The organism is Lunatimonas salinarum, from assembly GCF_017811155.1.
GTDB classification, from domain to species: Bacteria; Bacteroidota; Bacteroidia; order Cytophagales; family Cyclobacteriaceae; genus Lunatimonas; species Lunatimonas salinarum.
The window spans coordinates 36,668-56,464 of record NZ_JACVCV010000023.1; the positions used below are offsets into that span (position 1 = coordinate 36,668).

The following is a 19,797-nucleotide window of genomic DNA, read 5'->3' on the forward strand; positions in this document are numbered from 1 at the left end:
ACACTACATCGTCCACCAATAGGTAAATTTTAAAGCTACAGATCGGTTCTTTACGTAAAAAGGGGCCGGAAGGTAATTATCGGTAAACACCAAGAAGATATCAGAAGCCGGCTTGAACCTCCATTGAAACCGCGTATTGAGGTTGACATTGTTGATCTGCTCGTTATACTGAACAAACGCCGTAAGAAATATGGTATTGGTGAATGTAATGTCTGCCCTTGGCCCTACCAACCAAAACGAGGTACGTGCCCAAGGTTCCGGCAGGAGGATATTATTGTAATTTGCAGAAAGGGATAACCCAACATAGGGCTGAAAACGGTACCCAACTTCTCCCATAAAATTGTACCTGTTTCCATTTGCATAGTAGCCTCCGTATTGCGTAGAGGCTGCGTATGTAAACAAGCTTTGGGGCTTGGAAATATACTCTGCACCGAAATTATACCAATTATGGTCGGTAAATGCATCCAAGGTGTTGCCGCTGAAATTGGTTGGATCGAATGGCGCTTGAAGTAAGATGCGGTTATATTCTCCGAAAATGGTTAAATCTGCCTGAGTTCTAAACCGGGTTGTATAACCGATCCGGGTAATATTATCCGTCTGATTCAAATCCATATTGTAATAAAGCGACGTGTTGGCCACGGGACCGTGTCGCAGGATGCGCTTGCTCTTTGGGAAAAACAAATATGCCAAATTGGGATTTACCCGGTAATATCCCACCCTAGGCACAAAGCCTACCTCGGCGGTGTATTCCGGAGATACGTACTCGTGACGCCACTCTGCCGTCAATGATCCAGAAGAATACCGTAAATTAGCGGCGTGAACCATTCCATCCCCTTGACTTCCAGGGCTAAATGATTTTAGCATCATCACTTTTCCTGTCCAAAGGTTGTTGGAGGTTGCCAAATTATACTCTAGCCCCAGGTTACGGTTAAAATCTGAATAATTTGCCTGGACTGGTTCGGTGGTGGAAGCCGCATCAAATGCCGTTTTATTGATAAAAATCACACCTATATTAGAGCGCTGCGCGACCCGACGCTGCAGGGAAACCACGCTAAAATTCTGCGAGGGCAAACCGGTTTCTTCCACCGCGCCTGTTTGCATATTCATAGCACCTATGCGCCAATCCTTGTTTATTTTTCCGCTCAATCTTGCACCAAATTGGATAGGGGCATCCAATCCAATCCTTCTTGAAAAAAACGGCCGAATATTTTCGTAACCAAAATTGGCAAACAGATCGCCATTTTCGAGAAAAAACTGCCTTCTCTCCGGAAAAAAGAGTTCAAACCGATCTAAATTTGTCAATTGCCTATCTACCTCTACCTGGGAGAAATCCGGATTGACTGTCAAGTCTAAATTTAAAGAAGAACTTACAGCAATTTTGGCATCCACACCTACCCTATTCTGGTATCTAGGGTCTGCGTTGTTTTCAAAATCGTTAACCGAACCGCCCATAGCATAGGGAATCACTGAAATATTTGCCCCTGCTTCTGGAGGCGCCTGATCCCACATCAAGGAACCGGTATATGCCAAGGATGCTGAGGGAAATTGCCTTGGTACCGGTGCCCAGCTGGATTTTTCAGTGGTTTTAAGGTCTAACCTGGAAAAATTAATACCCCATTCCGTGATGCCTTTTTTGTATCGGATAGACTTAAAAGGTATGGAAGCCTCCCAAATCCATTTATCGTCGTAGTTTTGGACCTTAGACACCCACTTGTTGTCCCAGCTTAGATCCACTTTGCCACCTTCGTACATGATGCCGTCCCATTGAGCCCCAGCGGCATTTGCTCCAAAACTAAATCCGTTGGTTTGATCGTCAAACGGATCCATGAACAGCAAAAAATTATCATTTTTCCCAAAGGAAAAATCGCGGCGCAGAGATTCCACGTAATAAGGTCCGGGAACCGCATGAAAGTTGATCACGAGTATGTACAAATTCTGATCATCATAGGTCATTCGCACATCTGTCCTAACTTGCGAAAAGCTGGTATCCATGGGCAGAATCATGTAAAAGTCAGTAGCTACGTCTGCATCAGCCCAGCCCTGCTCGTCCATCACTCCATCTACCTGGATTGGTGAAGAGGATTGCTTTATGGGCAATTGGTATTGCGCATTTATCTTTTGGCCAAATGCCTCGGAAGCAAACAAGCTCAGAAGCACTACGGGTAATAATGCGCTTAAACGCCAAATAATGTTCATAAGATTTTCCCTAGGATGAAAAGGAGCGCAAGTTTAATGAATTTATATTAGGCAAAACGGACGGGGCAAGGAAAACTGCCATCCTACTGGAACAAATGATCCATGTTACCCTGAAATAAGTCCGCAAGTTGGCGAATTCAACAGAAGTAAGTGCAGCTAATTTTATTTTCCGCTAAAATCAGTTTTGAACGGAGATTACCTTTGTGTTACGGTTTGGCTTACCTTGCCGGTGGATTTGTGTTTTAAGATCAACTTATGATCACCGTTTGGAAGTATCTCGCGCTTTATAAGGTAATGATTTTCGTCGTATTCGATGAACCCGCTCGTTTGAACGTCTCCTTCCTTGCCGCGCCAAATATCCAATAATACCGGTTCCCATTTTTTTGATTTGGCTGATAATAAGGCTGCGTCTAATATCGCATTTACCACATAGCCATCGTAAAATGTTTCCAATGGCTCACTTCCATTTTCCAGAGAATCAAACATATCGGTAAACATGTGGGGATACCCTAGTTCATGGGCTTCGTCACCCACCGGAAACAACCAGCCAGCATCTGATTCAGCCTTCTCCGCCACGTAACCACCTGCTTTACCCGTAGTGAACATTTCAAAGCCCGTTCGGAGGAAGCTGTTTAACCAGACTGTCCCCTCGGTACCCATCACTTCGTCGCGCAGGTCCATGCCTCCTCTAAAGGTCCAACTAACCTCGAATTGACCGATCGCCCCATTTGCATATCGCACCAGGCCGATTGCGTGATCCTCCGCATCAATGGGATGTACCTGCGTATCGGCCCAACACATCACCTCTATCGGCTTGATATCCTTTCCAATGAAATTACGTCCTATTTCCACACAATGGCAGCCCAGATCGATGATGGCACCCCCCCCGGACTTTTCCTTGTCCCAAAACCAATCGCTATGCGGGCCGGGATGGGCTTCCCTGGACTTCGTCCAAAGTATCCTCCCCAAGCTACCCTCCTGCACACTTTTCAGCGCTTTCAAAAATTTCGGCGTATAACACAAGTCTTCCAAGTAGCCACCAAATACCCCGGCACGCTCCACTGCTGCAAGCATTTCTTTGGCTTCCTGTGCGTTTCTACCTAGAGGCTTGGTACAAAGAACCGGCTTCTTTGCTGCGGCACAGGCTAACACTGCCTCCAAATGCCGATGGTTTGGCAACGCAATAAGCACCACTTCGGTGTCGGGATGATCAATGGCAGTCCGCATATCCGAGGTAAAATGTGCTAGCCCATAGTCCGCAGCAAACCGTTCTGCATTTGCCTCTGTAGGAGAATAAACAAGGTGAATGTGGTCTTTTCTCCGCTGTGCGTGCAGGGAATCGGCATAAAATCGGGCGATAAAACCCGAGCCCAACATGGCTATCTTCATCTATTTCTTATTTTTCAGCTGTCTATAAATTACTTTACCTTTACATCCGATTCCCACCCGGTACCCTTCAATGCCGGGTCTCTGTCTTTGGTCAGGAAATCCGCCTTAGAAAGGGATTCTACCTCCCACTCAGTAACGGCCTGGTCGGGCACGGTTTCCAAAGGAACCTTCCAGGCAGGGGATTTCTCGCTGTAAGCTAAATTGTCCAACGTATTGTAGCAGGCTATCAAAGACCACCGGGGGTGGTCGGAGAGGTTTGCCTCCGATCGGTGTAAAATATTGCTGTGAAAAAACAAGGCATCACCCGGGTTTAGTTCGCAGTATACTAACTCCATGGTCTTTAGTGCATTTTCGACCATGACCATGTCCGCCCCTACCTGTTCACCGGCAAATCCATGATTTAGCCGCCCCATGCGGTGGGATCCCTTGATTACCTGGAGACAGCCGTTTTGCCTATTGGCCTCGGTGAGTGCGATCATGACGCTCATCATCCGATCGGGGAAAATGAACTGGTTCTTATACCAGTAACCGTAATCCTGATGCCACTCCCAAGCACCACCTACCTTGGGTTCCTTCTGCATCAGCTTGGAGTGAAAATGACATACCGGTGAATCTCCACCCATCAGCTGATGAACCCGATGCACCATCTTCTCTGTTCGCACTAAGTAACCAAAGGGATCTTTGCCGGGAGTAAACCAAAGAGAGAGACGTGTCTTTTTGCCGGATTGATCGTTGAGATCCATCGCATTGGTGCGCATGGCATCATCCTCTAGGGCTACACTGTAAAGACGGTCTACCTCTTTCCTCGAACAAAAATTTCGAACTATCAAATATCCATCCCGCTGATATTGCTGCATCTGCTCTGGATTAAAGGGGAATTTGGGTTTATTCATTTTCCGTAAAGGGTTATTGGCCTCCCAAGCTGCATACCGCTAAGTAGACAGCGTTGATTTGGTCGGTATGCCGGACATAGTTTCGACTAAAGTTAACTATTATTCAAAGAATCTCAAATCCCAACTTGTGCTCTTTTATATTTGGGGCAGCATTCGCTTAAATTACACGCTGTGATTCACCATTTAATTCCAGAGAATGATGTCATTCGATTGCATGAATTGCTTTGCGCAAGAAACTGGATCGGTGACTACAACGCCGAGAAGCATCAAATCCGATATGAACTGCAGGACTGCACCCTCTTCCTACGCTTACCACTGCAGGTAGTCTATCCAATAAACCCGCTAACACAAAGCCTTCAGGTTTTAAACTACGTGTTGGTCATGGTGGAATCTGGTTTGGCGGCAACGGGGTACTTTGAAGACAGTGAAACAGTGCATCACAAAGTATTTCGGGCTTACATGGTACGAAAGAAACAAGGAAAAAGCCAACTCAAACACTTGAAAACAAAAGGAAAGTCCCGCGCAGGATCACGGGTGCGACTAGCCGAATCCCTGCAGTTCTTTTCCGAAATCAATGAACAACTGACTGCCTACCTGGCCAATAACCGAGTCGATAAAATTGCAGTTTCCCTATCCAAAACGCTGTTACCTTACTTTTTTGGGGCAAAGGTTCCGCCTCCTTTTGACAAGTCTGACCCTAGAATCTACGAGATTCCAAAGCACATTCCAGATTGCAACTACGAAAACCTTATGCAAGCCCATTGGTTTTTACGAAAGGGGGAGTTAAAATACCCTAGCGCCCTATCGTCTACGGTAGATCAGTTATTAACACAACTCCGTCCAATGGAGGACGATAACGAATTGGATGATTGGTGAAAAATACCCCTGGAAATTTTCACGTTGAAAAAAAAATTTGATACGCTACTTTGTGGCTATCTTTAGCCTGAAATTACAATTAGGATGAAATACGACATAGCGATTATCGGAGGCGGAATCGTCGGACTGGCTACCGGACTGAAAATAAAGCGGACAAACCCGAAGATTTCCGTGGTGGTTTTGGAAAAGGAAAAGGAAGTTGCCAAACATCAGACCGGAAATAACAGTGGAGTGATCCATTCCGGCCTTTATTATAAGCCCGGCAGCCTGAAAGCAACCAACTGCATAAACGGATACCATCAGCTAATCCGTTTTTGCGAGGAAGAATCCATTCCCTTTGAGATTACCGGAAAGGTGGTCGTAGCTACCAAAAAGGAGCAAATCCCTCTCCTGAACAACCTATTGCAGCGCGGTCTCGAAAATGGCTTGGTTGGAAGCCGGGCGATCACTTTGGATGAACTAAAGGAATACGAACCTTACTGCCATGGGGTGGCTGCGCTTCATATTCCGCAGACGGGCATTGTGGATTATAAAAAAGTGGCGCAAGTATATGCCCGAAAATTTCAGGAACTCGGTGGAGAACTGCTCTTAGGCCATGCTGCGAAGGACATTCTGTCCACACCCACCGGAGTGGAAATCATCCACGATTCGGGAACCACATCTGCCAGACTGCTAGTCAATTGCGCCGGTCTCTATGCAGATAAGATCGCCGAAATGCAGCAGAAGTCTCCCCTAAATCTTCGAATTATTCCGTTTAGAGGGGAATACTATAAGATTAAGAAAGAACGCGAATATTTGGTTAAAAACCTCATATACCCCGTTCCGGATCCGAACTTCCCTTTTTTGGGAGTGCATTTTACACGCATGGCTAAGGGGGGTGTGGAGGCAGGTCCGAATGCCGTCCTCGCATTTAAAAAGGAGGGATATCGTAAGTCTGACTTCAACCTAAAGGAATTTATGGAGTCAATTACCTGGCCTGGTTTACAGAAGGTAGCCAGAAAATATTGGAAAACAGGCCTTGGAGAATATAAACGGTCTTTCTCAAAGCACGCCTTTACCATGGCCCTACAGGAGTTGATTCCGGATATACAGGAAACAGACCTAGTAGAAGGTGGCGCCGGGGTTCGGGCCCAAGCTTGCGACCGGTCGGGCGGATTGGTAGACGATTTTGTGATCACGGAAAACAGTGGCAGCATCCATGTCTTAAATGCGCCATCACCGGCGGCTACCAGTTCCCTGTCTATCGGAGATACCGTCAGTGAGTTGGCGTTAAAGCGGCTTGATCCGAAATAAATTCCCATACCCGTCTTTCGGACCAGGTAAACTCCCGCCCACTAACCATAAAGCCGGTATGTCCACCTCTTTTTGGCATTTCCAAAAACAAATGTGGATGGTTTTCTGCCATCGCTTCGGGATAACAAGCTCCTTCTAAAAGAGGATCGTTCAGCGCATTTATAATCAAGGTCGGGACTTGAATCTGTTCCATCCATCGGTCTGCACTGACAGATCGGTAAAAATCGTCCGCATCTCTAAATCCATGTAGACGGGCTGTGAAGTGCGTATCAAAGGTGTCAAAATCCTGCACACGATCCAATAGTTGCAGATCGATTAGATCCGGATATTGTAGGGCTTTGCGGCGGACTTTGGATTTGAGTTTCCCTAAAAATCGGTTTTTGTAAAATCGGTTTGACCGGTAGCGTAATGTGGCTGCACTCGCAGGTAGATTGCAGGGAGTCGAATACACAGCTGCCGCCTTAATAATGGATGGAAGATCCGAAGCTTGCTCACCTAAATACTTCAATGTCTGCGCACCACCCATACTTATACCACTCAGATAGAGTTCATTATACTTATTCAATGAAAGTACATGTTTAACGACTAAATGAAGGTCATCGGAGCATCCGTGGTGATACAAGACTGGTTTGAGATTCATTTCACCACTGCAGGATCGATTATTCCATACCAGCACATCCATACCTTTCGAGTTAAAAAGTTTGGCTAGTCCCTTGGCATAGTGGCGATCAGACCCACCTTCCAGCCCATGCGAAACGATCAGTAGCCTGTCCGAACCTACAATCGCCCAATCCAAGTCCAAAAAGTCGCCATCTTCTGTATTTATCCGCTCCCGGACATAGGATAGGTCTGCCACCTTTCGAAATAAGCTTGGAATGATGGTCTCAAAATGACCATTGAGGCAATAGGCTGGCGGTCCTTGATAGGATGAATGTTTGACTAAAGGCATTATAGACGGCTTTCCACTTCCTCTAGCAAGTCCTGTGTATTTTGCATAAATTTCGCCAAGTGATCCGTCAGATCTTGATCCAATCCACCGGCACCCCCGATCAGTCTTTTTCCTTCGCTCAAGGTACGGTTGACAACCTCCAAGCCAAACAAAAACAACGTAGGCTTTATTTTGTGCCTCGCCTGCCGAATCAAATCCGGGTTTTTTTGGGTGATACCCTTGGAATAGGTTTCCCTTAATTCCTTTACCGCTACCACAATAGCTTGAAACAGCTGCGTGCGAAATTCCTCGTCACCTTCAACCATGTCCTCAACCTTCTCATAGTCGATATGCCGTAAGTCCGGTACCATCATGTTTTCATTGATTAACAGAGGTGCCAGCAATATATCCCGTGCTCCAGGCGGCTTGAAAATTAAATCCACCCGTAATACCATCGATATCCATCACTTCTCCCGCAAAAAATACCCCGGGCACCAATTTACTTTCCATGGTACTCGGAGAAATTTCCTCCAAGGAAACACCTCCAGCTGTTACAAATTCTTCTTTAAAAGTTGTTTTACCATCAATATTGATGGTAAATCTAAATAGATTTTCCAATAATTTATTGATTTGCTTATTAGAAATTTGATTCCAAAGGTAATCTGGGTCTATTTCGGCCTTTCCTAAGAGAAAAATCCATAACCTCGAAGGAATTTGAAACAAAGAATGGGCGCCTACCTTGCGCTTCGGATGGCCCTCTCGGTAAGCCTGCAGATCGGAGCGAAGGGTGTCCTCCCTGAAGCTTGCATCCCATCGGATTTGAGCTACAGCCTGGTAGGATTGCCCATGTAGCCAAGCCGCCCCATAAGCCGACAACTTCAGTACAGCCGGACCACTGACTCCCCAATGAGTGATCAGAAGAGGCCCCTCATACGCTAGCTTGGTACCTTCCAGCCGAATGTGTACACTTGGCATCGAAATCCCCATCAGTGACCTGACCGAATCTCCCGGAGTATTGAAAGTAAATAAGGATGGAATCGGTGCTACTATCCGGTGCCCCAATGAAGCAATAAAATTATATGCCGTAGCTTTGGGATGACCACCACTCGTGATGATCACCCTGTCAACGATTTCTTGGCCTGACTCGGAGATCAAACAAAACCCTTGTTCCAATACCCTTATTTCCAAAATGGCGCTTTGGGTCTTAACCGATACCCCCAATCGATAAGCTTCCTCAAGTAATGCATCTATTACCGACTGTGAATTATCAGAGATCGGAAATATCCGGCCATCTGCTTCTGTTTTCAGCGGAACCTTGTGATTTTCAAACCAAGCAATGGTGTCAGAAACCGAAAATTTGCCGAACACTTTCTTTAGAAATTTTTCTCCTCTTGGATAAAATCTAACCAGTTTGGAAATTTCACGGCAATCATTCGTCACATTGCACCGGCCTCCCCCCGACACTTTCACTTTGGAAAGCAGTTTGGTGGATTTCTCAAAGACAATGGCTTGACCACCGGATGCCGCTGCATGAATCGCCGAAAAAAAGCCGGCAGCTCCGCCGCCAATCACTCCTATCCTTCGCATTTGCCAAAAATACAAATAACGGACTGTTAAGATCTATTAACGTGGAAAAATAAAAAATCTAAGCCAACTTTGTTGCAATATCCTAAACTTGTAGATAGTTTCGTGACCAAAAGCATGGTTTCGATTATTCGGTGAATGAGACCACTATCTACCTATTCCCGCCCAAATGAACATACGCATTCAGATACCTTCATGCTGCATTCTGCTGTTGTTATTAGTTGCCTACAGCAATTCAACGGCACAAACAGGTCCAAACCTGGGGACCACCTCCAGGCTAATGAATCAGGCCCTACAGGCAATGGAAAGGGAGGAATACGATGCTGCCAACGAGCTATTCCGTCAAATTGTTGAGAGTAATGCGCCTATTCCGCCTGAAATGCCCTATTACTTTGCCGAGACCCTTTTCCAACTCGGTCAATTCAGCAACAGTGCCAATTTTTTGCAAAAATATTTGGACTTGAATGGCTTCAGCGCTGAGCATTACCAACAAGCGAAAGCTTTACAAACGAAATTAGAAAAGCCACTGGCAGAGATAAAAGCCTGCGAATTCTGCGACCGAATGGGTTACCGCTTTACTACGTGCAATACCTGTAATGGAAAAAAGGAGGTGCAGCAGGACTGTAGCATGTGCCGGATGGCCGGCGTGGTAGGCTGTAGCCGATGCGCAGGGAAAGGGGTCGTTACCAAAAAGAATGTATTCAATATTTTGGAATATTACGACTGTGAACGCTGTCATGCCACTGGCAGACTTAGTTGCCCCCGTTGTGAAGGCACTAAAGTAGAGTTTGGAGCCTGTAAAACCTGTGAAGGCGATGGCCTAATACCGTCTGACCAGATTTGTTCTCACAAAGAAAACGAAGCCTTGACCAATTTTCAACCAGTCCGAACAGCGTTCAAAACACTAGGTTTTCAATTTGTATCCATAGGAAACAAATAAAAAAGAAGGCGACAGAAGTACATTCCATCGCCTTCTTCAGATTGCACTAGTTATTGGCAATAATTGGCCACTGCTTCATTAGCACCTTCAAAACTCAACTGCACTGCTTTTCGCAAGTCGTTACAGGCCAACTGCTTTTTATCGGTCGCTTGGTGCAGCATGCCCCGATAATAGTAATACTGCCCGTTTCCAGGGTTCATCTTGATGGCGGCGTTGTATTCCCGTAGCGCTTCGTTAACATTGCCCAGCTGATGCATGGCACGCCCTTTCATAAAATAGGCGGTAGAAGGAGCACCTGAAATGCTTACCGCATTATCTGCGTACAAAAGCGATAACTCGTAGCTCTTCTTCTTATGGTATAGGTTTGAAAGACTGAGCATGATCTGTGTATTGCTTTTGTCAGATTCAAGTGCCCGTTTAAAACTGGCCTCGGCTTGATCTAAGTCACCGATCTCTTCGTATGCCCTTCCCCGATTGTACAGCGCTTTGACATTCTTGGGCTTGGTCTCCAAGAAGGATTCATAGGCCCGAATGGCCTCCTCATATTGTTGATTTTGAAAATACATGTCGCCCTGTGAGGAGCTATTCCCCCCACAGGCCGTCAATAAAAGAAACGAAATACCAATTACTACTAGTCTTTTTGATATATGCATCATTCGAACTTAAATTAAACTGCCACATTGTTTTCCCGGAGCGCTTCGTTCAGGGAAGTTTTGAGGTCAGTAGAAGCTTTCCGCTGCCCAATAATAAGTGCGCAGGGAACCTGATAATCACCGGCAGCAAACTGCTTGGTAATAGACCCAGGAATGACCACTGATCGGTCTGGCACATAGCCGCGATATTCCTTTGCCTCGTTACCGGTAACATCGATGATTTTGGAACTGGCAGTGAGCGTTACACCCGCACCAATTACCGCTTCCTTTCCAATCCTCACACCCTCTACGATGATCGCTCTGGATCCGATGAATGCCCCGTCTTCCACGATTACCGGTGCTGCTTGAATCGGCTCCAGTACACCTCCTATACCCACACCACCACTCAGGTGGACATCTTTGCCTATCTGCGCGCAGGAGCCAACGGTGGCCCAGGTGTCTACCATGGTTCCGCTGTCCACATAAGCACCGATATTGACGTAAGAGGGCATCATCACCACACCTTTAGCAAGAAACGAGCCATATCTGGCCACCGCGTGGGGAACGACCCGAACACCCTGCTTGGCGTAATTGGTCTTTAGGGCCATTTTGTCGTGAAATTCAAAAGGTCCCACCTCTATGGTGTGCATCTTTTGTATGGGGAAATACAAAATCACCGCCTTCTTTACCCAGTCATTCACTTTCCAGGAACCATCCGATTCGGGCTGGGCCACTCTTAAAGAACCATTGTCCAAGTCAGCGATCACCGTCTTAATGGCAATCTGTACATCCTTTTCGTTCAATAATTGCCTATTGTCCCAGGCATTTTCGATGATGTTTTGCAAATCCATAAACCTTGTATGTTGATCGTTAAATTTTAAATACATTTGTTAGGTACGATATTCCATTCCTATCAGCGCAGCAGTCTGGGCAAAAGATCCAGTTGACACGCCGATGATTTTGTTTTCCCACTTGGTAAAAATGGCTGAATCCAAAAAGATCATCCTAGCTTCCGTGCTCAAACCTGTGGACGAGCCGCGCATGTTTCACAAGCTCGGCCTTTCACTGCGTGAAACAAATAAATACCGCCTTTACATCCTAGGATTCCCCGCAAAAAAACCTTCAATTTTTCCGGAGATCACCTTTAAAACCCTTTTTAGTGGGAAAAGGGTCAGCCTCTCGCGACTTTTGGCAGGCCCACGCCTGATTTGGAACATTTGGAAGCTAAAACCTGCGTTGGTCATCGTCACTACCTACGAACTGCTGCCCGCGCTGTGCGTTGCCAAATGGATGAGGCCCTTCAAAGCAGTTTACGATGTGCAAGAGGACTACGCCCTCAATATTCTGCACAACCAAACCCTACCCCGCCTTTTCCAACGCCCGATACACGACCTCATCAAGTTCGTCGAGCGCCTAGGCGATCACTGTGTAGATTGGTATCTGCTGGCAGAATATTGCTATTTAAAGGGCAGGCAAATGGGCCCCAACCATACCATTTTGGAAAACAAATACCAAGGGAGCGTACAAGCAACAGGTCCGGTGAAGCTGAACCGATCGGCAGGAATACACTTTATCCTATCCGGCACGTTAACCGAAGTGTATGGTGTGGAAACCGCCATGCGCTGGTTTCAGGTACTCGCTCTATCCGAGCCCCAGCATCGGCTTACCGTCATTGGACACTGTCCGCTCGATGCCTATCATAAGAGGCTTCGAGAGGTACAAGCCAATTGCCCCCAAATTCAGCTCACGACCTCTTCTAATCCCATACCGGCCGAAGCCATTAGGCAAGCAACCGAAGACGCACAGGTGTGGTTAATGCCCTACCAGCCTATCCCTAGTATTGTTGACAAAATGCCCACCAAGCTGTATGAAGCGCTTGCGCATGGGATACCTGTTCTGATCACACCCAATAACCCTTGGGGGTTGTTGTTAGAGCGGTACCATGCCGGACTGCCTGTGGACTTTCGCCGCATGGACCTGTTGCCAGAATGCATGCATAGGCTTTCCAACACCCTTTTTTACACCACCCATCCTGGGGCTGAAGTTACCTGGGAATCCGAAAAGGCCCGGTTTCTTGAAGTGATCGAACACCTTCTCACAAGTGTTCAAAAACACTAATTGTACTATTTTGAGACACCCAATTTCAGGGGTCGAATAGGTCTGCCATAGACATAACCTATTGTATAAGAATACTTTAAGTTTATTTTTAGGTATGACTAAAATATATTTTAGCGTTATTTAATTTGTTTTTCACATTGATTTGGGAGTTATCCACAGCTGTTTTAGGTTGTATTAAAACTTATTTTTAGATTTGCCTAAAATAAATTCTTACCTTATGAACCTTACTCCTGCTGAAGAAAATTACCTGAAGGGCATCTACTCCCTTGGGGTTTCCCGCAACGGTGATATCTCGACGAATGAATTAGCTGCCCTGCTGCAAACCAAGCCCGCTTCGGTCACGGATATGCTAAAAAAATTGGCCAAAAAAGGCATGATCACTTATGTGAAATATCAGGGCGTAAGTGTTACCACTGCCGGCAAAAAAAAGGCCTTGGAAATTACCCGGCGCCGGAAGCTTTGGGAGGTGTTTTTAGTGGAAAAGCTGCGCCTGCAATGGGATGAACTTACTGAACTCTCAGACGCACTGGAACACGTCTCTTCCCCCCTTTTGCTTCAGCGCCTAGATGAGTACCTGGGTTATCCCAAGTTTGATCCCTTTGGCGATCCCATACCCAACGAGCATGGCGAGATGAGCGAAAATCCAAGGGTAGCCATCCTCGATCTTTCGGTGGAACAAAGCGGTAAAATCATCGGGGTAAATGACAACAGCAGCAGTTTTCTAAAATATCTAGACAAAGCAGGCATATACATCGGTGCCAAAATACTAGTGTTGGACAAGGTGGACTTTGACGGTTCTATGGAATTGTTGATCGACAATAAGCGTAGGCAGTTTATTTCCAAGGAAGTGGCGGCCAATATACTTTCCATGGTTTACTGAATATTGTTTAATATAATTAACTAATCGTAACCTATTGGTAAAAAAGGAATTAATCCCGATGGTTGACAGTATTTTTTAACTCAATCGGCACTGTACCCTGACTGGAATATACCTTTAGCTTTAACTGTGAAGTGGCTAGTTGTCCTGAAGTACGCAAGCAGGCTTGAATAGACAAACCCTTCTTTGATTTCATTAACCTAAATTCAAGTAAATTAACCAGTTGATTTATTGATTGTTGGCCAGCTATTAATTACGTGATTATTCAGTCAATTTTTTTAAATATTATTTAATATTGAAAAATCGGGTAAAACGAGATAACCATCACAGCACACTTCATCGCACTTAAGAACCTTTCTATTGGCATAAGCGTTAAAAAAGAAGCAAAAATTACTATTATATTTGCCACAGTTCGTTCCCTAATAATCAAGCGAAAATGAAACAGCTATTGATCATGGGGCTGTTGTTGTTTACCGTACAGCAGTCCATGGCACAGGATAAAATCCAGTGGTATTCTTTTGAAGAAGTAATTAAATTGTCGCAGGAGAATCCAAAGATGATTTTGGTAGACGTGTACACTGACTGGTGCGGCTGGTGTAAGAAGATGGACAAAGAGACCTTTACAGACCAGGCGGTCATATCCTATGTCAACGAGAATTTTTATGCCGTAAAGTTAAATGCCGAGGACAAAAGGACAAAGTTCAAATTCAGGGGAAAAGAGTACAGTGAAGAAGATATGGCGCGAGCCATGCAGGTAAGGTCCTACCCCAACTTTGTGATTATGGATGCTGCTATGGAAAATATTACCCAACTGCCAGGGTACCGGGAAGCCAATCCTTTTGTATCCGCACTCACATCGTTATTGGAAAATTTTAATCCTTGATGACTCAATCCTTTGGTGCGGCATCCGATACCATTGTCGCCTTGGCAACTCCCCAGGGCGTGGGTGCCATTGCCGTGGTGCGTCTTTCCGGACCCCAAGCAATCAACATCGCCAATGGCGTTTTCCACGGCAAAAACCTGGAAAAGCAGGAATCCCACACGATTCATTTCGGGACCATTCGCGATGGGGAGCAGTTGATCGACGAAGTGCTTGTTTCTATTTTTAAAGCCCCCAAATCCTTTACGAAAGAAAATGTCGTGGAGATCTCCACTCATGGTTCCTCTTACATTGTCAACCGACTGATCAAGTTGCTGATCAAAAAGGGAGCCCGCCCGGCTAAGCCCGGAGAGTTTACCCTGCGGGCATTCCTCAACGGTCAGTTTGACCTGGCACAGGCAGAGGCAGTAGCAGACCTGATCCATTCCGATTCGGAAGCCTCTCACCAAGCAGCCCTGCATCAGATGCGGGGTGGTTTCAGTGGGGAGATCAAGCTGCTTAGGGAGCAGTTGATTCACTTTGCTTCCATGATCGAGCTGGAACTCGATTTTACCGAGGAGGACGTGGAGTTTGCCAGCCGTGAGGATCTACGTGTGCTGGTGGAAAAATTACTGCGGGTAGTGGAACAGCTTATCGCAAGTTTTGACTTGGGCAACGTGATCAAGAACGGGGTGCCCACGGTAATCGCCGGAAAGCCAAATGCCGGAAAGTCTACCCTACTGAATGCCCTGCTGAATGAGGAAAAAGCCATTGTCTCTGATATAGCCGGTACCACCCGTGATTTAATAGAAGACGAGATCAACCTAGGCGGGGTCATCTTCCGCTTTATCGATACGGCGGGGCTTCGGGAAACCACCGATACCATTGAAGCCATTGGCGTCAGCCGTACCCAGGAAAAAATGAAGAGTGCCTCCCTGATTCTTTACCTTTTTGACCTCGGTGATACAGACCTGGTAGAGATCAACCGGGATATCAATAAGCTGGAAAACCTTGGGGTTCCATTCCTTAAAGTAGCTAATAAAATAGATAAGGCTAATTCTCAATTTATCAATGAATTAAAAAGTATTCATCCAGACACCATTTTTATATCTGCGGGTAAGAAAGAGAACCTGGAGCAACTGCGGGAACGTATCCTGGAACTGGTAAACCTGGACAAATTCAAAACCGGCAATACGGTCGTGACCAATATCCGCCACTACGACAGCCTGACCCGCACGAGGGAATCTTTGCTGGACGTGCTTGGCGGTCTGGATGCAGAGGTAACCAACGATTTCCTGGCGATGGATATACGCCGTTCACTCCATTACCTGGGAGAGATTACCGGAGAGATCACGACAGAAGATTTATTGGCGAATATTTTTAGCAAGTTTTGTATCGGTAAATAAAAATACCATAGGAAATTAGGGAAGATCACCTAGCCTAAACTACCTGGGAAAACAGGCGTGGGATTACTGCCTGCCTGTTTTTAAGATCGCATCGGGGCTGTAAGTGTCGTGGAAAGAAAAGCGGAGCAGCAGGATCTTCCCAAAGTCAGGGTTTAATGGAGAATCTGGGAATCGAGAATGATTATACGAATGATTTTTCAGTCGTTAATACTTATTTTTTAGATTAGTGATGGCTTTATCAGGCATTAATGGTGGTTTTCTTTAGATTCCTGATTGATATATTCCTGATTTACCCTACTTTTACATGAGATATAATTCGAAAATGCCAAAAATCAACTATTATGAATGATAAAGCATTCAGAAATTGGCACTCTATGAGTGATCATGCCCTAGCGGCACATATCGGAGCCTTTATAAAACATCACCGGCTGGAGCAGAACAAAACGCAGGATGTACTTTCGCATGAGGCGGGCATCAGCCGTTCTACCCTCAGCTTACTGGAACGAGGTGAAACCGTAACCCTGGCCACCTTCCTACAGGTGCTTCGGGTACTGGATCAACTGCAGGTAATGGAGGCTTTTGAAGTGCATCCCCGCATCAGTCCGCTGGCTTTGGCGAAAGCCGAGCAGGAAAAACGCAAAAGAGCAAGAAATACCAAGACACAGCTTCCTGAAAAATCAGATTGGTAAAAAATGAATACGGCCTATGTAAAGATATGGGGCGAATTAGTGGGGGCGGTTGCCTGGGACGAGGCTACCGGCTATGCCACTTTTGAGTACGACTCCAAATTCAAAGCCAAAGCCTGGGATTTGGCTCCTTTGCAAATGCCCATTCAAGAAAAAAGAAGTGTTTACTACTTCCCCGCCTTGCGCAAAAAGGCAGATCCTGCTTTAGATACCTTCAAGGGGTTGCCTGGCTTATTGGCCGATGCGCTTCCCGATCGGTACGGTATTGAACTCATCAACTTGTGGCTTGCCCAACAGGGTCGTCCGCTGGACAGTATGAATCCAGTAGAAACATTGTGTTTCCTAGGTACTCGGGGTATGGGCGCCCTAGAGTTTGAACCAAGTACCCTAAAGGAAAGCAAAAGGGCCTTTTCGGTAGAAATTGACAGCCTAGTGGACATAGCCAGGAATATGTTCACGAAAAAGGAAGCATTCGTAACCAACTTGCAGGAAGACGAAGAAAAAGCCCTACTTGAAATTTTGAGAATTGGTACCTCGGCCGGTGGCGCAAGGCCTAAGGCGGTGATCGCTTACAATGAAAAAACCGGCGAAGTAAAATCAGGCCAAACCAATGCACCCAGGGGTTTTGAACATTGGCTGGTAAAGTTGGACGGGGTGAGTGATGTACAGTTGGGGGTCAGCGAAGGGTATGGCCGGGTAGAAATGGCCTATCACAACATGGCTGTGGCCTGTGGCATAGAGATGATGCCTTCCCGGGTATTGGAAGAAAACGGCAGGGCTCATTTTATGACCAGGCGTTTTGACCGGGAAGGAGGTTCAGTTAAGCATCATATCCAAACCTTTTGTGCAATGAAGCATTTTGATTACAACCTGGTAACCAGTTTCAGTTATGAGCAGTTGTTTCAAACCATGCGGGAACTGAAGCTATCCTATCCGTGTGCGGAGCAGTTGTTTCGTAGAATGGTGTTCAACGTGATGGCCCGTAACTGCGATGACCATACCAAGAACTTCGCCTTCCGATTAAAAAAGGATGGAAAATGGGAGCTGTCTCCTGCCTATGATGTTTGCCATGCCTATCAACCCAAGCATCAATGGGTAAGTCAGCACGCTTTGAGCATCAATGGCAAACGCACCAATATCACGAAAGACGATTTACTGCTAATCGGTAAATCCATTAAAAATAAGAAGGCAGCAGAAACCATTGAGGAAATTAGCACTACCATAGGCCAATGGAAAACATTTGCCGATGAAGTAAAGGTATCTCCCCGCTTGCGTGATGAAATTGCGGCCACATTGATCCAATTATGATGCTTCCATGGCCTTTGGGATGGGAGCTGATAGATCGATTTTTTTTTAGGGCTTGGTGTTTTTTTCTTTTTCCTACTGCGTCAAATCTCCTTACCTTGCGGAAAAATTTAGGACATGGAAATCTTTCTCGCCACCGAAACCTGGATAGCGTTAGCTACCCTTACATTCCTGGAAATTGTCCTAGGAGTGGACAACATTATCTTTATTTCCATTATTTCCAACAAACTCCCCGAGCACCGGCAGGAAAGAGCAAGGATCCTGGGACTGGCCTTCGCCATGGTATTCCGGGTAGGATTGCTGATGGGTATTTCCTACATCATCAAATTCAACGATCCCCTGATTACCTTGTTTGATTTCAGCTTGAGCGGCAAGGACCTTATTCTGGCTTTTGGGGGCTTGTTTCTGTTGTTTAAATCCACGCTTGAAATACACCATAAGATGGAAGGAAAGCCGGAGGAAGTGAAGGCCAATTCTGCCAGCGGTTTTTCCCAGGTGATCTTCCAGATCATCCTGTTGGATGTGATATTTTCCTTCGACAGTATCCTTACTGCGGTGGGTTTGGTGAAGGATGTGGTCATCATGATCATCGCCGTCGTTATTTCTATGGTCGTGATGATGCTGTTCGCCGGTAAGATCAGCAAGTTTATCAACAAGCATCCGACACTTCAGATTCTGGCCCTTTCCTTTTTGATCCTCATCGGTTTTATGCTGCTGGTAGAAGGATTCCACATTGAGGTGCCCAAGGGATACATTTATTTCGCGGTGTTCTTTTCCCTTGGCGTGGAACTGGTCAATATGCGGATCAGAGGGAATATGGACGGCAAAAAGGTACACTTGAACCCACGGATTAAGCAGAAGTAATGCAGGGGTTCCGCAATCAGGTATTGCCAAAAAAGGCGGGGAATGGTTCTCCGCTTTTTTTATTGCTTGGGTATTATTGGAAGGTGGAGTATCAGGACAATACCCAAGAGGCAGCCTTGCCCGGCATTTTGGAAAAATGATCCATCGCCGCCGGCAATTTTTCACGAATCAATAAAACTTCACATAGTAAATCCACAACCGGAAACTGCCCTCCTGCTTGTCTGCCAAAATAAAGCCTATGCGCTGAATACCCTGTAATAGTCGGGGATCCATACCACGCTGCATCGTTTGGCCCATTCGGTTGATTTCCATTTCTGCTAAGGCAATCGAAACAGTCTCCCAGTCGCGGGTACTTGCTGGAAACGATGCCCTGAATTTGGGCAGGTAAAAGGGGGTATCCTTTTCGATCAACAATTCAAACTTCCGGTCGGTATCGGATTTAAAACGGATTTCACAATGGGTAAACTCCGAAAGATCGTAGTTGCCCAAGGCACTGCGAAGGGATACAAAGCCGCCATTGTTTTACAGGGATACGGTACCTGAAAACAACACTGCGTCCCCGTCCAACCTTGCCTGGGATTGGGAAAGCCCTCCCATGACCCCATCGTTGATGACAGTCCAGTTACCAACATCTTTGGTTTCCCCAAAATCAATCATCAAAGGAGTTTTCACGATCGTCGAATTTCCATTTACCAAAACTATCCAAAACACCAGATACTTCCACATACATGGTAAAGTAGGTTACCCCATACTTTGTTTGAAATGGGTATAGTATGATCAGAATAAGCCGGGCGGTGAGTGGTCTAGCCCCGTCCGCTAGCGAAAAACAGCATCAGATTATATCTGGATTTCTTTCTCCCATTGGGAGATAGTAGCGCGTATGTCTAAGTTTACCAGTCCTTTTTAGTGCTCCGAGGGCTACCATTTCCGCAAGATCTCTGGTTGCAGTAG

Annotated in this window: 19 protein-coding genes and 1 pseudogene; 11 read left to right on the forward strand and 9 right to left on the reverse strand. The window is 46.0% G+C overall.

The features are described 5' to 3' along the window. Window positions 1–3: 3 nt before the first annotated feature. The 3 genes from IAQ59_RS19835 to IAQ59_RS19845 form a co-directional block, all read right to left on the reverse strand. Complete coding sequence (locus IAQ59_RS19835) at window positions 4–2,196, reverse strand: DUF5916 domain-containing protein (protein ID WP_245189728.1); 2,193 nt, start codon at window positions 2,194–2,196, stop codon at window positions 4–6. A gap of 195 nt (window positions 2,197–2,391) precedes the next feature. Further along, window positions 2,392–3,585 carry a Gfo/Idh/MocA family protein gene (locus tag IAQ59_RS19840; RefSeq protein WP_209332599.1) on the reverse strand — a complete coding sequence of 398 codons (1,194 nt, stop codon included), beginning with the start codon at window positions 3,583–3,585 and terminating at the stop codon, window positions 2,392–2,394. A gap of 29 nt (window positions 3,586–3,614) precedes the next feature. Further along, the gene (locus tag IAQ59_RS19845) at window positions 3,615–4,478 is read right to left on the reverse strand and encodes a phytanoyl-CoA dioxygenase family protein (RefSeq protein ID WP_209332600.1); all 864 of its coding nucleotides are present in this window, start codon (window positions 4,476–4,478) and stop codon (window positions 3,615–3,617) included. Window positions 4,479–4,649: 171 nt separating this feature from the next. Here IAQ59_RS19845 and IAQ59_RS19850 point away from each other — a divergent pair, with 171 nt between their 5' ends. After that, a complete protein-coding gene (locus IAQ59_RS19850; RefSeq protein ID WP_209332601.1) occupies window positions 4,650–5,354 on the forward strand; it encodes a hypothetical protein in 705 nt (234 codons plus the stop codon). An 84-nt stretch (window positions 5,355–5,438) separates the two neighbouring features. Beyond that, window positions 5,439–6,647 (forward strand): L-2-hydroxyglutarate oxidase, encoded by a 1,209-nt coding sequence (gene lhgO, locus IAQ59_RS19855; protein ID WP_209332602.1) that lies wholly within the window; start codon window positions 5,439–5,441, stop codon window positions 6,645–6,647. Here the strand turns inward: lhgO and IAQ59_RS19860 are convergent. From IAQ59_RS19860 to IAQ59_RS19870, 3 genes are read right to left on the reverse strand one after another with little or no spacing between them, the layout of a single operon-like run. Next, window positions 6,610–7,596, reverse strand: a complete 987-nt coding sequence (locus IAQ59_RS19860; RefSeq protein ID WP_209332603.1) for a YheT family hydrolase — start codon at window positions 7,594–7,596, stop codon at window positions 6,610–6,612. The genes lhgO and IAQ59_RS19860 overlap by 38 nt on opposite strands. Continuing rightward, on the reverse strand, window positions 7,596–7,949 hold the full coding sequence (locus tag IAQ59_RS19865) for a hypothetical protein (protein ID WP_209332604.1): 354 nt from the start codon (window positions 7,947–7,949) through the stop codon (window positions 7,596–7,598). Before IAQ59_RS19865 ends, IAQ59_RS19860 begins: the two co-directional genes overlap by 1 nt. A 4-nt stretch (window positions 7,950–7,953) precedes the next feature. Next, the gene (locus tag IAQ59_RS19870; protein ID WP_209332605.1) at window positions 7,954–9,162 is read right to left on the reverse strand and encodes a BaiN/RdsA family NAD(P)/FAD-dependent oxidoreductase; all 1,209 of its coding nucleotides are present in this window, start codon (window positions 9,160–9,162) and stop codon (window positions 7,954–7,956) included. 166 nt (window positions 9,163–9,328) lie between these two features. Here IAQ59_RS19870 and IAQ59_RS19875 point away from each other — a divergent pair, with 166 nt between their 5' ends. After that, a complete protein-coding gene (locus IAQ59_RS19875; RefSeq protein WP_209332606.1) occupies window positions 9,329–10,099 on the forward strand; it encodes an outer membrane protein assembly factor BamD in 771 nt (256 codons plus the stop codon). Between the two features lie 50 nt (window positions 10,100–10,149). Here the strand turns inward: IAQ59_RS19875 and IAQ59_RS19880 are convergent, their stop codons facing one another. Beyond that, window positions 10,150–10,755: a tetratricopeptide repeat protein gene (locus IAQ59_RS19880; protein WP_342450731.1), complete on the reverse strand. Its 606-nt coding sequence runs from the start codon at window positions 10,753–10,755 to the stop codon at window positions 10,150–10,152. 11 nt (window positions 10,756–10,766) lie between these two features. Further along, window positions 10,767–11,582 carry a 2,3,4,5-tetrahydropyridine-2,6-dicarboxylate N-succinyltransferase gene (locus tag IAQ59_RS19885; RefSeq protein WP_209332607.1) on the reverse strand — a complete coding sequence of 272 codons (816 nt, stop codon included), beginning with the start codon at window positions 11,580–11,582 and terminating at the stop codon, window positions 10,767–10,769. 130 nt (window positions 11,583–11,712) lie between these two features. Here IAQ59_RS19885 and IAQ59_RS19890 point away from each other — a divergent pair, with 130 nt between their 5' ends. The 8 genes from IAQ59_RS19890 (at window position 11,713) to IAQ59_RS19925 (ending at window position 18,986) form a co-directional block, all read left to right on the forward strand. After that, entirely contained in the window at window positions 11,713–12,849 is a 1,137-nt protein-coding gene (locus IAQ59_RS19890; protein ID WP_209332608.1) for a glycosyltransferase, read from the forward strand. Window positions 12,850–13,066: 217 nt separating this feature from the next. Continuing rightward, entirely contained in the window at window positions 13,067–13,729 is a 663-nt protein-coding gene (locus IAQ59_RS19895) for a metal-dependent transcriptional regulator (protein WP_209332609.1), read from the forward strand. A 433-nt stretch (window positions 13,730–14,162) separates the two neighbouring features. After that, on the forward strand, window positions 14,163–14,609 hold the full coding sequence (locus IAQ59_RS19900) for a thioredoxin family protein (RefSeq protein ID WP_209332610.1): 447 nt from the start codon (window positions 14,163–14,165) through the stop codon (window positions 14,607–14,609). Then, the gene (gene mnmE / locus IAQ59_RS19905; protein WP_209332611.1) at window positions 14,609–15,991 is read left to right on the forward strand and encodes a tRNA uridine-5-carboxymethylaminomethyl(34) synthesis GTPase MnmE; all 1,383 of its coding nucleotides are present in this window, start codon (window positions 14,609–14,611) and stop codon (window positions 15,989–15,991) included. Before IAQ59_RS19900 ends, mnmE begins: the two co-directional genes overlap by 1 nt. 341 nt (window positions 15,992–16,332) lie before the next feature. Continuing rightward, window positions 16,333–16,680, forward strand: coding sequence for a helix-turn-helix domain-containing protein (locus IAQ59_RS19910; RefSeq protein WP_209332612.1), 348 nt, complete (start codon window positions 16,333–16,335; stop codon window positions 16,678–16,680). 3 nt (window positions 16,681–16,683) lie between these two features. After that, entirely contained in the window at window positions 16,684–17,985 is a 1,302-nt protein-coding gene (locus IAQ59_RS19915) for a type II toxin-antitoxin system HipA family toxin (protein WP_209332613.1), read from the forward strand. A gap of 114 nt (window positions 17,986–18,099) precedes the next feature. Beyond that, complete coding sequence (locus IAQ59_RS19920) at window positions 18,100–18,846, forward strand: TerC family protein (RefSeq protein ID WP_209332614.1); 747 nt, start codon at window positions 18,100–18,102, stop codon at window positions 18,844–18,846. Beyond that, complete coding sequence (locus IAQ59_RS19925) at window positions 18,846–18,986, forward strand: hypothetical protein (RefSeq protein ID WP_209332615.1); 141 nt, start codon at window positions 18,846–18,848, stop codon at window positions 18,984–18,986. The genes IAQ59_RS19920 and IAQ59_RS19925 overlap by 1 nt, the downstream gene beginning before the upstream one ends. Window positions 18,987–19,014: 28 nt before the next feature. Here IAQ59_RS19925 and IAQ59_RS19930 read toward each other — a convergent pair. Continuing rightward, a pseudogene (locus IAQ59_RS19930) lies at window positions 19,015–19,572 on the reverse strand (CIA30 family protein). Between the last annotated feature and the right edge of the window lie 225 nt (window positions 19,573–19,797).

Bases quoted from the DNA above. Each gene is read 5' to 3' on its own strand.
- IAQ59_RS19925 (WP_209332615.1), top strand. From the start codon at position 18,846: ATGCAGGGGTTCCGCAATCAGGTATTGCCAAAAAAGGCGGGGAATGGT.
- IAQ59_RS19900 (WP_209332610.1), top strand. From the start codon at position 14,163: ATGAAACAGCTATTGATCATGGGGCTGTTGTTGTTTACCGTACAGCAG.
- IAQ59_RS19890 (WP_209332608.1), top strand. From the start codon at position 11,713: ATGGCTGAATCCAAAAAGATCATCCTAGCTTCCGTGCTCAAACCTGTG.
- IAQ59_RS19845 (WP_209332600.1), bottom strand. From the start codon at position 4,478: ATGAATAAACCCAAATTCCCCTTTAATCCAGAGCAGATGCAGCAATAT.
- IAQ59_RS19875 (WP_209332606.1), top strand. From the start codon at position 9,329: ATGAACATACGCATTCAGATACCTTCATGCTGCATTCTGCTGTTGTTA.
- lhgO (WP_209332602.1), top strand. From the start codon at position 5,439: ATGAAATACGACATAGCGATTATCGGAGGCGGAATCGTCGGACTGGCT.
- IAQ59_RS19860 (WP_209332603.1), bottom strand. From the start codon at position 7,596: ATGCCTTTAGTCAAACATTCATCCTATCAAGGACCGCCAGCCTATTGC.
- IAQ59_RS19920 (WP_209332614.1), top strand. From the start codon at position 18,100: ATGGAAATCTTTCTCGCCACCGAAACCTGGATAGCGTTAGCTACCCTT.
- IAQ59_RS19840 (WP_209332599.1), bottom strand. From the start codon at position 3,585: ATGAAGATAGCCATGTTGGGCTCGGGTTTTATCGCCCGATTTTATGCC.
- IAQ59_RS19865 (WP_209332604.1), bottom strand. From the start codon at position 7,949: ATGATGGTACCGGACTTACGGCATATCGACTATGAGAAGGTTGAGGAC.
- mnmE (WP_209332611.1), top strand. From the start codon at position 14,609: ATGACTCAATCCTTTGGTGCGGCATCCGATACCATTGTCGCCTTGGCA.
- IAQ59_RS19880 (WP_342450731.1), bottom strand. From the start codon at position 10,755: ATGATGCATATATCAAAAAGACTAGTAGTAATTGGTATTTCGTTTCTT.
- IAQ59_RS19895 (WP_209332609.1), top strand. From the start codon at position 13,067: ATGAACCTTACTCCTGCTGAAGAAAATTACCTGAAGGGCATCTACTCC.
- IAQ59_RS19835 (WP_245189728.1), bottom strand. From the start codon at position 2,196: ATGAACATTATTTGGCGTTTAAGCGCATTATTACCCGTAGTGCTTCTG.
- IAQ59_RS19915 (WP_209332613.1), top strand. From the start codon at position 16,684: ATGAATACGGCCTATGTAAAGATATGGGGCGAATTAGTGGGGGCGGTT.
- IAQ59_RS19885 (WP_209332607.1), bottom strand. From the start codon at position 11,582: ATGGATTTGCAAAACATCATCGAAAATGCCTGGGACAATAGGCAATTA.
- IAQ59_RS19870 (WP_209332605.1), bottom strand. From the start codon at position 9,162: ATGCGAAGGATAGGAGTGATTGGCGGCGGAGCTGCCGGCTTTTTTTCG.
- IAQ59_RS19910 (WP_209332612.1), top strand. From the start codon at position 16,333: ATGAATGATAAAGCATTCAGAAATTGGCACTCTATGAGTGATCATGCC.